13 protein-coding genes and 1 pseudogene are annotated in these 12,692 nt (G+C 43.4%); 8 read left to right on the top strand and 6 right to left on the bottom strand.

Features of this window, described 5'->3' with window-relative positions:
• Positions 1 to 169: 169 nt before the first annotated feature.
• Positions 170 to 1,036, bottom strand: a complete 867-nt coding sequence (locus NYE36_RS20600) for a DUF1259 domain-containing protein (protein ID WP_047936365.1) — start codon at positions 1,034 to 1,036, stop codon at positions 170 to 172.
• Positions 1,037 to 1,387: 351 nt separating this feature from the next.
• On the bottom strand, positions 1,388 to 1,819 hold the full coding sequence (locus NYE36_RS20595) for a GNAT family N-acetyltransferase (protein ID WP_040238669.1): 432 nt from the start codon (positions 1,817 to 1,819) through the stop codon (positions 1,388 to 1,390).
• Positions 1,820 to 1,938: 119 nt separating this feature from the next.
• Here NYE36_RS20595 and NYE36_RS20590 point away from each other — a divergent pair, with 119 nt between their 5' ends.
• From NYE36_RS20590 to NYE36_RS20570, 5 genes and pseudogenes are all read left to right on the top strand, one after another.
• Complete coding sequence (locus NYE36_RS20590) at positions 1,939 to 2,391, top strand: MarR family transcriptional regulator (protein ID WP_144464686.1); 453 nt, start codon at positions 1,939 to 1,941, stop codon at positions 2,389 to 2,391.
• 183 nt (positions 2,392 to 2,574) lie between these two features.
• Positions 2,575 to 3,453 carry a YitT family protein gene (locus NYE36_RS20585; RefSeq protein ID WP_040238671.1) on the top strand — a complete coding sequence of 293 codons (879 nt, stop codon included), beginning with the start codon at positions 2,575 to 2,577 and terminating at the stop codon, positions 3,451 to 3,453.
• 74 nt (positions 3,454 to 3,527) lie between these two features.
• A pseudogene (locus NYE36_RS20580) lies at positions 3,528 to 4,026 on the top strand (MarR family transcriptional regulator).
• 13 nt (positions 4,027 to 4,039) lie between these two features.
• The gene (locus NYE36_RS20575; RefSeq protein ID WP_004393039.1) at positions 4,040 to 4,678 is read left to right on the top strand and encodes a nitroreductase family protein; all 639 of its coding nucleotides are present in this window, start codon (positions 4,040 to 4,042) and stop codon (positions 4,676 to 4,678) included.
• A 30-nt stretch (positions 4,679 to 4,708) separates the two neighbouring features.
• Positions 4,709 to 5,077 carry a DUF1304 domain-containing protein gene (locus NYE36_RS20570; protein ID WP_241457807.1) on the top strand — a complete coding sequence of 123 codons (369 nt, stop codon included), beginning with the start codon at positions 4,709 to 4,711 and terminating at the stop codon, positions 5,075 to 5,077.
• 83 nt (positions 5,078 to 5,160) lie between these two features.
• Here the strand turns inward: NYE36_RS20570 and NYE36_RS20565 are convergent, their stop codons facing one another.
• Positions 5,161 to 5,739: a LysE family transporter gene (locus NYE36_RS20565; protein ID WP_012118916.1), complete on the bottom strand. Its 579-nt coding sequence runs from the start codon at positions 5,737 to 5,739 to the stop codon at positions 5,161 to 5,163.
• A 126-nt stretch (positions 5,740 to 5,865) separates the two neighbouring features.
• Between NYE36_RS20565 and NYE36_RS20560 the strand changes: the two genes are divergently transcribed.
• From NYE36_RS20560 to NYE36_RS20550, 3 genes are all read left to right on the top strand, one after another.
• Positions 5,866 to 6,738, top strand: a complete 873-nt coding sequence (locus tag NYE36_RS20560; RefSeq protein ID WP_033574273.1) for a LysR family transcriptional regulator — start codon at positions 5,866 to 5,868, stop codon at positions 6,736 to 6,738.
• Positions 6,739 to 6,902: 164 nt separating this feature from the next.
• Positions 6,903 to 8,120: an MFS transporter gene (locus NYE36_RS20555; protein ID WP_241457803.1), complete on the top strand. Its 1,218-nt coding sequence runs from the start codon at positions 6,903 to 6,905 to the stop codon at positions 8,118 to 8,120.
• Between the two features lie 50 nt (positions 8,121 to 8,170).
• Positions 8,171 to 8,680: a DinB family protein gene (locus NYE36_RS20550; RefSeq protein ID WP_113766413.1), complete on the top strand. Its 510-nt coding sequence runs from the start codon at positions 8,171 to 8,173 to the stop codon at positions 8,678 to 8,680.
• Between the two features lie 77 nt (positions 8,681 to 8,757).
• Here NYE36_RS20550 and NYE36_RS20545 read toward each other — a convergent pair whose 3' ends face one another.
• The 3 genes from NYE36_RS20545 to NYE36_RS20535 all read right to left on the bottom strand — a co-directional run bounded on the left by NYE36_RS20545 (position 8,758) and on the right by NYE36_RS20535 (position 12,539).
• Positions 8,758 to 9,420: a GntR family transcriptional regulator gene (locus NYE36_RS20545; RefSeq protein WP_113766414.1), complete on the bottom strand. Its 663-nt coding sequence runs from the start codon at positions 9,418 to 9,420 to the stop codon at positions 8,758 to 8,760.
• 79 nt (positions 9,421 to 9,499) lie between these two features.
• Positions 9,500 to 11,044 carry a glycoside hydrolase family 32 protein gene (locus NYE36_RS20540; protein WP_113766415.1) on the bottom strand — a complete coding sequence of 515 codons (1,545 nt, stop codon included), beginning with the start codon at positions 11,042 to 11,044 and terminating at the stop codon, positions 9,500 to 9,502.
• A 73-nt stretch (positions 11,045 to 11,117) separates the two neighbouring features.
• A complete protein-coding gene (locus tag NYE36_RS20535) occupies positions 11,118 to 12,539 on the bottom strand; it encodes a glycoside hydrolase family 68 protein (RefSeq protein WP_053573852.1) in 1,422 nt (473 codons plus the stop codon).
• Between the last annotated feature and the right edge of the window lie 153 nt (positions 12,540 to 12,692).

Raw genomic sequence — 12,692 nt, 5'->3', positions numbered from 1 at the left:
ACTCATCAATAGAATATACACAAAACGACAGCCTATAAGGCTGTTTTTTAATAGTCTCGCTTATCATAAAAAAAGTCTGTGCCAGGCCTATATATGGTCTCTTTTTTGTTTTCGGTTGATCATATGTAAAAGCGATTATTTTAATCGCTTTTTGATACTTCAAAACATGCTAAGCTTTGACCTCTTTATCAGTAAGCACTTTTAAAGCATCTCTCACTTTTAAGGCGAAGTTGACAGGTTTATCAATCGATTCGAAATGAATATACATCAGTCTCGGTTTATCAAACAGCCAGTGATTGTGAAGTGACGTTACAGTCAGATCATGTTTCCGAAGGACGCTGATAAATGGATTGATTTCTTTTTGCAGAATGACAGTTTCTCCGCTGCAAAGAGCACGGCCGTCTTTTGTCATTGATTCAAATGAAAACATTTGCGGAATGAGCAAGAATGATCTTCCGGGCCGTCCAAGCACTACAGGTTTTATATTCGTTCGTGATCTCATTACTGTACAAATTCCATTTTCAAACGTATGCATGGTTCCGCCTAGAATATCGTTGAACTCGTCACAAAGACCATGCCGTTCAATCATTTCCCCGTCAGTTTTTGGTACCGCACGCACAGTTTTAGTAGTTAGAACCCTCAGGGCCTCTCTCACTTTTCTTGCAAAATTGAGAGGTTTATCAATTGATTCAAAATGCATAAACATCAGGCGCGGTTTATCAAACAGCCAATGGTTATGAACGGCAGTTACGATGATACCGAATTTGCGCAGCTCACTCATTAACGGGTTCACTTCTTCTTGCAGTAAAACAGTCTCACCTAAACATAAAGCTCTGCCTTCCCGATCCATGCTTTCAAATGAAAAGGCCTGAGGAATAAAAGGAAATGCCTCGGCTCTTCTTCCGAGTACCACCGGATGAATGTTGCTTCGAAATCTTGTCGCCGTACATACGCCATTTACGACACTGGGCGTTGAATTGAGAATTCTAGCAAATTCTTTGCAGAGCCGTGATGGCTCCATACTCGTTTCTTCCACTTCATATCTCCTCCTGGAATCTATTTATAACGTACGTAGTATTAAAGATATGTGAAGATAGAAAAAATGTAACGCGTCAGCAGTCCATATTAGAGAGAATCAGCCTTCCTAGTATAATTTGAGATTTTCTTCCCTTTTTATAATCTCTTTAACTGTTAATTTTTAATAGATTAAAAGCTTAAATTGGTAGTTTTATTCCAGCTTTGATTTTTTTGTGGCGGTCATTTGTGACAAGCACCGGCTGAGCACACATACCTTTTAGTTGTGAGTTTCAGAATATGAAAAAAAGCCTTTATACAAGGCTTTCGGTAAATAATTCATACAGCCGTTTGGCTGCTCATTAGTGACAGCTCACAGCTCTTTTGTCATCAAGACGTGCGGGATGCCGTCTTCCATAAATTCCGGTGAATCTGTCTGATAGCCCAGTTTGTGATAAAAGCCTTCCGCATGTGTTTGTCCATGCAGTTTACATTGGGTGATGCCTTTTTCTTTTACCATGTTTTCTAATTCGCTTATGATTACTTTGCCCAACCCGTATTTACGGTAAGGCTTCAGGATGCAGATTCGTTCGAGTTTGCCTGTATGGTTTACAATGCGGACGCGTCCTGTGCCGGCAGGCTGATTTTCATGATAAACCAAGACATGCCCGCACTGATCCTCAAGCGTATCGAACTGATCAAATTCATCGGATTCAGGTACTTGCTGTTCCTCAATGAATACTGCTTTTCTAATCTCAAGCGCTGCTTGCAAATCAATTTCCGTTGTTATTCTTTTTATCATCATAATCAACCAATCCTTTTCACATGTTAGTCTGGACTGCACGGCTTGCTTGTGGTCTTATAGAAGTAACGATAAAATAATTATATTGCAAATGCAATAAAAAATGAAGGGTTTGAAAAGATATGACTGATATTTTGCGGGAAATCGGCATGATCGCACGGGCACTGGATTCCATCAGCAATATTGAATTTAAGGAATTAGACTTAACAAAAGGGCAGTATCTCTATCTTGTGCGTATATGTGAAAACCCGGGAGTGATACAGGAAAAAGTGGCGGAAATGATTAAAGTTGACCGCACAACAGCGGCGAGAGCAATCAAAAAATTGGAAATACAGGGGTTTATTGAAAAGCGTCCTGATGATCAAAATAAAAAAATAAAAAAACTGTTTCCGACTGAAAAAGGGAGAAAGGTTTATCCGTTATTGCAAAGAGAAGGAGAGCATTCTGCGGAGGTAGCCCTGTCCGGATTTACATCTGAGGAAAAAGAAACCATTTTCAGTCTTCTTCAGCGGGTGAGAAAAAATATAGAATATGATTGGGAATTTGTGAAGAAGGGAAACAAAAGAGATTATTAATGGTCATTAATTCCTTTTAGTGAATGATTACATTGTGAATGATTAAAGTCATAAATGGATACGTTATCTGTGACATCTCCTTCCTCGGTTCCTGCTTCAACATAGCCGATAGGCTTATTTTTAACGAAAAGTATCAATTATGGTATATTTAAATAAGAAAAAATAATTGAAGCGGGGAATGATATGAGTACAATCGAAAAACAAAGACGTAAGAAAATCAGAGCGAAATCAATCGTACGGGCCATCATGGTCATCATCGGCGGAATTATTGCCGCGTATGGACTGGAAACCGTATTGATTCCGAATAGTGTATCTGACGGCGGTGTAACCGGACTCAGCATTGTCTGTTCACAGCTGTTTCATTTGCCTCTTGGGATCTTAATTGCGGTGATCAATATACCGTTTGTCTGGTTGGGATATAAGCAAATCGGGAAAGGTTTTGCGTTTCTATCCATTATCGGCATTATCTCACTTGCCGCAGGCACGAGTTTTTTCCATCACACTCCTGCTATCATCGAGGGAGACACCCTGTTAATCACCGTTGTCGGCGGGATTATTATCGGCTTTGGAATGGGATTGGCATTGCGCAACGGCGGCGCATTAGACGGAATTGATATGCTGGCTGTGCTTCTGTCACGGAAATTGCCGTTTGGCACGAGCGACCTCATTTTATTTTTAAACATGTTTGTGTTTATTTTTGTTTCTTTTGTATTCGGGCTGCAAGGCGCATTGCTTTCCGTCATTGCTTACTACATTGCGTCTAAGGTCATTCATGTGGTTGAGGAAGGTTTAAGCGGTTCTAAAACATTTCAGATTATCACCAATGAGCCTGCATTAATGGTAGAGACCATTCGTGAGGAATTAGGCCGGAGTGCCACTTATAAAGAAGCATACGGCGGTTTTTCCCATGAAAAATTCAAAGAAATCACATGTGTCATCAACCGTTTAGAAGAAACCAAACTGAAAGAAATTATTAATGACATTGATAAACAAGCCTTTGTGACGGTATATGATGTCGCAGAAGTAAAAGGCAGTAATTTCAGAAAAGTCCATAATCATTAAGTAGAGAGCTGCCGTTAATCGGCAGCTTTTTTTAAAAAAGGAGAAAAAACTTGCAAAAATAGAATGACGGCTGTATATTATTGATATATCAAACATTGACTAGTCAAGTAATTGCGCAAAAGAAAGTGGGGATGGGTTTTGACAGCATGTTGTTCAGAGGAAGGCGAGATTTTATATCAGCTCCAATCACTGCATAAAGTGATCGGCACCAAGTTTGAAGCGTGCACCGGAATCAGCCAATCCCGCCTTGAGCTTCTCGCCGTGCTTTTTTACGTCGATGAGATCAGCCAAAGCGATCTTCAGAAAAAGGTGAATATTGATGGCGCAGCCGTGACAAGACACTTGAAACAGCTTGAAGCCAAAGAAATGGTCACAAGAAGGCGGAAGCCCGAGGACAACCGAATTATACTTGTCCGGCTTACTGAACAGGGGCGGGAGAGAATTGAGGCTTCCAAAAAGGAGAAGGAGCGTTTCATAAAGGAAATGCTTGCCGGTGTCAGCGAGGAAGAACGCAGTATGTTAAAAAACGTATTGTCGCAGATGCAGAATAATATAGAAAATATGAAAGCATAGGAGTGTTTTACACATGAAAACAGAACTGAAAACAAACGATTTTATGGACATTATGAAAGGCCGCCGTTCCATTCGGAATTACGATCCGGCTGTGAAAATCAGCAAAGAAGAAATGACTCAAATCCTGGAAGAAGCAACGACAGCGCCGTCTTCAGTCAACGCGCAGCCGTGGCGTTTTCTCGTCATTGACAGCCCTGAAGGAAAAGAAAAACTCGCGCCGCTTGCCAGCTTTAACCAAACACAAGTCAGCACATCATCTGCGGTGATCGCGGTTTTCGCAGATATGAACAGTGATGACTATTTAGAAGAAATTTATTCAAAAGCGGTCGAACTGGGCTACATGCCGCAGGAAGTAAAAGACAGACAAATCGCTGCGTTGACGGCGCATTTTGAAAAACTGCCGGAGCAAGTGAACCGTGAAACGATTCTGATTGACGGAGGACTCGTTTCCATGCAGCTGATGCTTACGGCACGCGCGCACGGCTATGACACAAACCCGATCGGCGGCTACGATAAAGAAAAGATTGCCGAGGTTTTCGGAATGGATAAAGAGCGTTATGTACCGGTCATGCTGCTATCAATCGGAAAAGCGGCAGACGAAGGATATGCTTCCTACCGTCTTCCTATCGAAACAATCGCACAATGGAAATAAGGTTGAAGTGAAGCTGAGGGGAGAGGGACAGTGGAGATTATTGCAGCTGTTTTCGTCGGAGTTGTAGCTTTAGAACATGTATTTATCATGATACTTGAAATGTTTTTTATCAATTCGAAGGCAGCTAAGCGGTCCTTCAAATTGCCGAAGCATTTAGAAGGTGATCGGAATGTAGCGGTCATGTTTGCAAATCAGGGTCTGTATAATGGATTTCTGGCTGCCGGCCTCATTTGGGGGCTGATCCTCGGAGCTGATCCGATTGGCCATATGATTCAAATGTTTTTCGTCATCTGCGTGGTCATCGCGGCCATTTTCGGAGGCTTTACTTCAAACAAATCAATTATCGTAAAACAAGGACTTCCGGCTGTTTTAGCGCTTATTTTTCTTTTATTGGCGTAGCAGACGGAAAGAGGGCTTCCGGAAAGGAAGCCCTCTTTTTTATTCTGTTTTGAAAATCATTCCTTAGGCGGATCTTTTTTGAATTACAGATAAATGCTTACCGCAGAATAGATGAGCAGCAGACACATCACGATGCGAAACGCTTTATCGTGTTTCTCAAAGAGATGTTTAAAAACAGAGCCGAACGCCGACCACAGCAGTAAAGCCGCCCAGCCCAGGAGAATAGCCGACGCGAGCCAGAACGCAATCAATGGATACGTGTGCTGAAATGGCAATATAAAAGCGCTCATTAAGGTTAAAAAGAATAAAATACTCTTTATATTGATCATTTGAAACAGAAATCCCGATAGAAAAGACGATCGGGTTTTTTCAGAATCGCCTTTTGATGTTTTGGGCAGCGAGATCTGCCAAGCCAAATAGAGCAAATAGACGGCTCCGGCAATTTTAAAGTAAGGTTCCACGACGGGAATCCAATGATAAACACTCATGGTAAACAGACCGCTGAGAATGCCGAGCACTGCAAATCCCGTCAGGATTCCGCCGTTAAAACGCCATGAACCGATAAAGCCGGCTCTGCGCGCTTCATTCATCATTAAAATATTGCTCGGCCCGGGCGTAATAGATGTCATCAGGACATAAGAAAGAAAAGCTATGATACTCATTAAATCACCTTCATTTGCTAATGTGATGGAACCGTTTTTTATTGTATGATAAGAATAGTTATAAATAAAATTGAAAAATAAAATCGCATTATTGATTTTTTCGATACATCTTAGAGGTGAATTCATATGGAGATCAGACATCTTATTACATTTCAGGCCATTGTAGATAAGGGAAGCTATACAGGGGCCGCGGCGAAGCTGGGATATACGCAGTCGACGATTACGACTCATATTCAGGCGCTTGAACAGGAGATCGGCGGCGCATTATTTACGTACGAAAAAAGGCGTCTGAAACTGACGCCTTTAGGGAGAGAGCTGATACCGTTAGCCGAGGATTTACTTTCTGCCCATGACAAGATCAAAAATATGCAAAGCATTCACGAGGTGAAGGGCGTTTTAAAAATTGCGGCCCCGGAGTCTTTGACCATTTCCAGACTGGGGCCGATTATCAGAGAATATTCCATGAAGTATCCGAACGTCAATATCATATTGAGCAACGGAACATGCGGGCAGAATCAGGTGGAATTAGTAAGCGGCCGTGTGGATATTGCATTTATGGTATATCCGGAGATACAAATGGAAAAATGCATACATCATTCTTTATTGGAGGAACGCATCGTCCTCGTGGCAGGCAGTGACGCACCGGATCATTTTGACGACTATCAACAAAGCGGCAAGCACTTTTTTATTACAAATGAAGAAGGGTGCAGCTATCGGACTATGTTTGAACGATTTCTCGTCAAGCATGATATCAGTCATTTACAAACAATGGAACTTTGGAGTATAGAGGCCATTAAGCAGACGGTGATGAGCGGACTCGGTTTCTCCGTTTTACCTTATATTACGGTAAAAGAAGAGGTAAAAGCGGGGAAGCTGAAAATTCTTCAGCAGTCTGAGCCGTTCGAGCGGCTTTATTCTCATATGCTGGTCAAAAAGAAAAAATGGCAGCTTCCGGCCGCTGAAGCTTTTGTGTCGCTTGTTCTTGAGATGATAGGTTAATTTGAAAGCCGATGCCTGCGCGCATCGGCTTTTGTTTTTGTCCGGAATCTTAATGACATTTTCGATGTCAGCCAGCTGTTTTTTGACTCCATACCTACCTTCTTTAAAAAAAAGAGAGCTGATCGGCAAATATGGTATGATTTACATAATCAGGGAGTGAGAAGATGAATATGAAGAGAACGTATTATGCTATTTTATACAGCCAGACCGCTATCAACTTGGGGTTCTCACTTTATACGATGGCTGTCATCTTGTTTTTGTTTACAAAAACCGGTTCGACGGCGATGGCCTCTCTTATGACGTTCGTCAGCATTGTATGTCGCGTATTGGGCAGCGCCGTTTTGCCGCTGGTCACCGGCCGGTTCACGCTTCGGTCTTTGTTAATCGGTTCTCAATTGATACAGATCACACTGTTAGTCTGTTTGTTTTTTGTCATCCAAACCGGTTCATCCGCATTCTTTTTTCTGCTGTTTTGTCTGATCGGAGGCATTTCTTTTTGCAACGGATGGTTTGCTCCGATAAAAAGCGCGCTGATTGGGGAAATCATTCCTCCTGATCGAAGGGCGAAAGCGAACGGTTTATTATCTGCGGCGGATCAGACCATTCAGTTTGCGGGGTGGTCTCTCGGCGGCGTCATCATAGCGTTCTTGGGAGAGAGCGATACAATGATCGTCACTGTCATGTTATTGGTTTCTTCGGTTTTGGGCATCATTCTGTTTCTTCAAGTACGCATGTGTGCGCCGGCAGCAGTCAGGGAACGTTCCCTTTTTTCTGATGCGGCAAGCGGCTGGGTGTATTTATTTCAGCAAAAACAGCTCAGGGTTCTCATTGTGATGGATGTGATCGAATCGTGGGCAGGCATGATATGGATCGGGTCTGTGTCCTTGACTTATGTGCATGACGTCCTTCATAAAGGAGAGGCTTGGTGGGGGTATGTCAACGGAGTCTATTATGCAGGGACGATGATCGGCGGACTGATCATCTATAAGTTGTCCGGTAAGTTTCAGCATCATCTCATTCCGCTTATGCTGACGGGAGCCTTGGCATATGGAATGTTCACGTTTATTTATGGGTTGATCACAAGCGCCGTTACGGCCCTTTTTCTGGTGCTGTGTATGGGGCCGGCTTGTGTATTACGAGATCTCACGCAGGAAACATTGCTTCAAAACATCACGACCGAAAAGACACGGGTCAATATATTAGCGGCGAGATCAGCTTTAGTTCAGTTCATTTTTATGTTTTCCATTATCGGAACGGGGGTCATCTCGGATGTATTCGGCGTGCGGTTTATTTATATTGGCGCAGGCCTCCTCTTATTAATTTCGGCTTTTTTCGGATTTTCTCAGCTACGAATGAAGAAGTTGGTACAAAGCCGCATGTAGTGTAGTATAATGAGGAACGTACGTTCTATATCGAGAGAGGAGAGGGTAATGTGGGACATCTGGCACTGCAATTGTATGATTATCATCTTTGGGCAAATCAGCAAATATTCACCCGGCTTAAAGAGCTTCCGGAGGATGTGTACCGTAAGGAGATTCAAAGTGTCTTTCCGTCGATAGCCGGTGTATTGACTCATGTGTATCTGTCGGATAAGGGGTGGTTTGATGTGTTCTCCGGAGAGCGTCTGGAGGATACGCTGAAATCAGCTGAACAGCAAAAAGAGGACATCTTGTCTAAAGAGATAGAAGAGCTGGAAGATATGTTTTTGGAAATATCACACCGATATCAATTATTTTTGCAAAAGGAAGAAAATATCAGTCTCCCCCTTGAAATAGAGCATCCGTCAGGAGACATCATGAAAACCGCAGCGGCCGATATGATCCTCCATGTTGTGAACCACGGAACGTATCATCGCGGGAATATAACAGCCATGCTCAGACAGATGGGGTATGCTTCTGTGCCGACGGATTACGGTATGTATTTATATATAAACAAAAAGTAAACAAGACAGCCAACGCGGCTGTCTTGTGATATCCGTAAAAAAGCCAAATCATATGAGTGATTTGGCTTTTTCGTTTGCTATGCCATGTTCTGCAGCCGTTCTAAACTGTTTTTCCAATTCGCTTCAAGCGCTGTAAAAGCAGCGGCGGCATCTTGCTGTTCTAATGCGTGAATGATATCAGAGTGTTCATTATATGATCTGTTTAAAGCGCCGTTTTCACTGAAATAGCGGATTTCCAGTCTCTGAATTTTGACTTTCAGGCTTACTAGCAATTTGTGAAGTTCAGCGTTGTCCGCAAGCAGAATGATGCGATGGTGAAATGCATTGTCCGCTTCCAGGATGGCCAGTTTATCGCCGTCTTTCATCGTTTGAAGAAGATTTTCATTCAGCTGTTTCAATTCCTGAATCACGGTATCGTCCACATGCGGGAGAGCTTGCTGCAATGCGAGTTTTTCAAGCGTCCAGACGATGGAATACAAGTTTTCCGCTTCTTTTAACTCAATCGGAGCGACAAGCGTCCATCTGTTCGCTTTTGTTATCACCAAGCCGTCATCTTCCAGCCGCAATAAGGCTTCCCGTATCGGGGTGCGGCTGATTCCCAATGTTTCCGACAAATCCTTGTCCTTTAACTTTGTTTCCGGTTTGAGCTTGCCCGTTATGATCCAGTTTCTGAGTGTGCGATACACTTCGTCCCGCATGATGGTTCTTTTCAGCACAGGTTCTTTGTTTTGATTATCCAATGGAACACCTCATGAATCGTAGTATACATATTTGCATTTTACCACAGTCCGGGCGCTGGTTAGAAATGAAGAGGGACGTCTAAGAATGAATCGAACCGAGATGCTTCATCTCAATATGCTGAAAGTCAGCGGAGCCGCCTTCAGAAAAGAGCGTGATTCCCTGATCTTCGTGTTTTGGGAACACTTCATTTGTCAAAACGGTTTTTCCGTCGTCTGCAAATACTTCAATACTTGTTTTATCCACGAGAATTTTCAGATGGACGCGCCCTTTGTTTCCGTCAAATGGGGCTTTGCTTTCGGCGTATGCACCGGTTTTATCAGGCTGGTCTGTAAACGATCTGTTCACATAGGCGTAGCCGTCTTCTGCCGAAATACCGACATCAATATGCCGGCTTTGGTCTGCTGATTCTCTGAGTCTGACGCCTGCATTTTTGATATCTGACCAAGCGATATCCATATCAAGCTGATATGTGTCACCTTTGATCGGCAGTGTCTCTGAACCGTTCACCTGTTTGTGTTCTATGCTGTCAGTTGAAGAGGTTAATTGGTTCAATGCTTCAACCGGCTCTGACACTAGGCTGTATGTGCCGCCTTCCTGCTGCTGAAGGCGGATTTCACGGACGATAGAATCCGTACCGTTAAAGCCGTTTTTTAGTGTCGGTGTTTCATTCGGATAATCCCAATTGTTCATCCATGCCAGCGCATAGCGTTTTGTCAGCGGATCTTCGCTATTACCGTCCTCAAATGTGACGCCGCCGTACCAGTCAAAGCCGTAATCGAGCCATTGCGGTTCTTCTTGATCGGGGGTAAATTCCTTCCCGTCAAAGTTTCCGGTCCAATACGCGTACGTATTCGGTTTGCCTGCGGGTTTGCCGTTTGCGCTTGCGCCCAGAACCCACTTGGCTGTTCCGTCATCTGCACGCATCATATAAAGGTCGGGGCATTCGATGAGGCCGATCTGCTGAGTGATAAAACCGCCCGTGTATGTCCAATTTTTTAAATCGGGTGATTCATAAAAACCGATTTTTTCTCCTTCGGCCATGGCCATCACCCATTTGTCATCCTGTTCATCCCAGATCACTTTCGGGTCCCGGAAATCCTTAGTTCCCGGGTTTTTCATCACGGGCTGATCACTATAGGAAGTAAACGTTTTTCCTTTATCCGTGCTGTACCATAAATATTGTTCCTGGGCTTTTGTTTTGGCTGTCGGCTGCGTTGTGACGGCGACCAGCGCGTTTTTGCCGAAGCCCGCGGTGTTGTGTTTATCAATGACGACAGAACCGGACCATATATCGCCGTTTTCGTTGGTGTATTTCGGAATAGCCGTGCCTTCGTCCGTCCAGTGCACCAAGTCCTCTGATACGGCGTGCCGCCATTCTGTGCCGTTGCCGTTCGGGTAATCCCGATTATAAAGATAGTAGTAATGATATTTCCCCTCGAAAAAAATGGGCTTTTGAGGGTCGTTTTTCCATTTGTCCGGGGTCGTAAAATGATACGCCGCCCGGTAATCCTTCTTATGCTCCGTGTTTGTGTCAGAGGAATTGTGGCTTTTGTTCGGCAGTAAGCCGACAAACAGGAACGCACCCAAAAAGATCAATATTACAACGGGCCATTTTCGTGCCATGATTGAGTTCACCATCTTGTTGAGAAATAAAAGAAAATGCCAATGAAGTATCGGCATTTTCTTTTTGTTGTTATTAGTTGTTAACCGTAAGCTGTCCTTGTTCAAGGATGCTGTTTTTAACAACGGATGTTTTCTTGCCTTTGATGTTCATTAAGAAGCTTGGCGCAAATGTTGCCTTTTTATCCTCAAAGAAGCCTCTGTTTGTCATGTAGCTTGTGATCACGACATTGTTGCCTTTGGCTTGCGGCACTGCGAAGTGAGAGTAAGTGAACGTTACATCGTTAGGATCAAGACCCATTTGCAGTACAAGACCAGTTTTGTTCAGCGGCTTGTAAGGACCTGTTAAAGAGTTTGATACATAACCAAGCATGTAAATATCGTTTGAGTTAATACCGTCGATCGTCATTTTTGAACCGCGTGAATCAGTGAACAGGTACCATTTGCCGTTCATTTTGAAAACATTCGCGCGCTCGATTTCATCTGTTACCGTATTTGAAGTAATCAGCGGCTTCATGACTTTTTTCAATGTGTAGTCATTGTTTAATTCTACGATACCGAGGGCGCCGTTCGCTAATTCAGCATCGCGTTTTTTAGCACTTTGCTGAAGCTTCTGACTTTCTTTACGGAAGAAGTTTGTGCTGCCGCCGTAGTACGCTTTGTTAAATAAAGATTCTTCGCCTTGGTATCCGTTATCTGTTCCAGTGTTGGCTTCGAATACAAGGTATTTATGGCCTTTGTCTTCAACGTAGTGAGGGTCTCTCAGCGTATGGTTGTCGCCGGATGTATAGTTCCCTTCATCGATAAACTGCTGAACGTTTTGATATGTTTTTCCGTCACCGTCAAAAATCGTTTTATGATCTTCCACTCCGTTGATCTTGAGCGTGTCATCAGATTTTGACACATTTACCTGCGCCGTTGTCAGGCTTTGTTTGCCGTAATGTGTACCGGAAAAGTCAGTGTAGAATAAACGGATTTTTCCGTCAGATGTAAAGGTTGCAGAACCGGACCATTCTTGTGTCTGTTCTTTCAGGATTTCATCGTTGGCGTCGAACTTATCGCTGTCTTTAAAGACACGGCCCGCGTTTTTCCAGCTGTCGATCGAGTTGTCGCCGACTTTTTGATAAAACATGTAGATGGATGTGTCATCAGCGTCTTTCGGGCTTCCGGCAAGAGCAAACACGACGTGATAGCCGTTGTATTCAGCTACTGTTCCGTCAGCGTTTTGGAGCGGCCAGCTGTCCCACACATCCAGTCCTTTTGCGGACTCGATATTTTTAATTGTTGATTGGTCGAATTGAGGCACTTGGTATTTTTCACTTTGCTGCTGTTTAGGGATCTGCAGCATATCATGGCGTGTGATGTGAGAGACGCCGTACGTTTCTTTGTAAGGTTTTTGGGTATGTTCTTTCGCGAAGGCTTGAGTCGCTCCCCCTGCCAGAAGTGCAGTCGTAAAAGTTAGAACTGTGGCTTGTTTTGCAAATTTTTTGATGTTCATGTTCATGTCTCCTTTTGTATGTACCTTTTTTTGCGATCTGCCGATTCGATCCTCCTGCATTCATGGATGGCAGGTTTGTTACAGAAAAAAAGACCTAAAATATGTATGGGGTGACGCCAAAGAATACACTTTGCCCTTAACACATTTTAGGTC

The sequence above is a fragment of the Bacillus sp. FSL R5-0593 genome, from assembly GCF_038603755.1.
GTDB classification, from domain to species: Bacteria; Bacillota; Bacilli; order Bacillales; family Bacillaceae; genus Bacillus; species Bacillus velezensis.
Note: the sequence above shows the minus strand (reverse complement) of the source record. Positions and strands in the feature narration are given on the sequence as shown.

Coding starts and splice junctions, on each gene's coding strand:
- NYE36_RS20595 (WP_040238669.1), bottom strand. CDS start 1,819: ATGATGATAAAAAGAATAACAACGGAAATTGATTTGCAAGCAGCGCTT.
- NYE36_RS20590 (WP_144464686.1), top strand. CDS start 1,939: ATGACTGATATTTTGCGGGAAATCGGCATGATCGCACGGGCACTGGAT.
- NYE36_RS20585 (WP_040238671.1), top strand. CDS start 2,575: ATGAGTACAATCGAAAAACAAAGACGTAAGAAAATCAGAGCGAAATCA.
- NYE36_RS20575 (WP_004393039.1), top strand. CDS start 4,040: ATGAAAACAGAACTGAAAACAAACGATTTTATGGACATTATGAAAGGC.
- NYE36_RS20565 (WP_012118916.1), bottom strand. CDS start 5,739: ATGAGTATCATAGCTTTTCTTTCTTATGTCCTGATGACATCTATTACG.
- NYE36_RS20560 (WP_033574273.1), top strand. CDS start 5,866: ATGGAGATCAGACATCTTATTACATTTCAGGCCATTGTAGATAAGGGA.
- NYE36_RS20555 (WP_241457803.1), top strand. CDS start 6,903: ATGAATATGAAGAGAACGTATTATGCTATTTTATACAGCCAGACCGCT.
- NYE36_RS20540 (WP_113766415.1), bottom strand. CDS start 11,044: ATGGCACGAAAATGGCCCGTTGTAATATTGATCTTTTTGGGTGCGTTC.
- NYE36_RS20535 (WP_053573852.1), bottom strand. CDS start 12,539: ATGAACATCAAAAAATTTGCAAAACAAGCCACAGTTCTAACTTTTACG.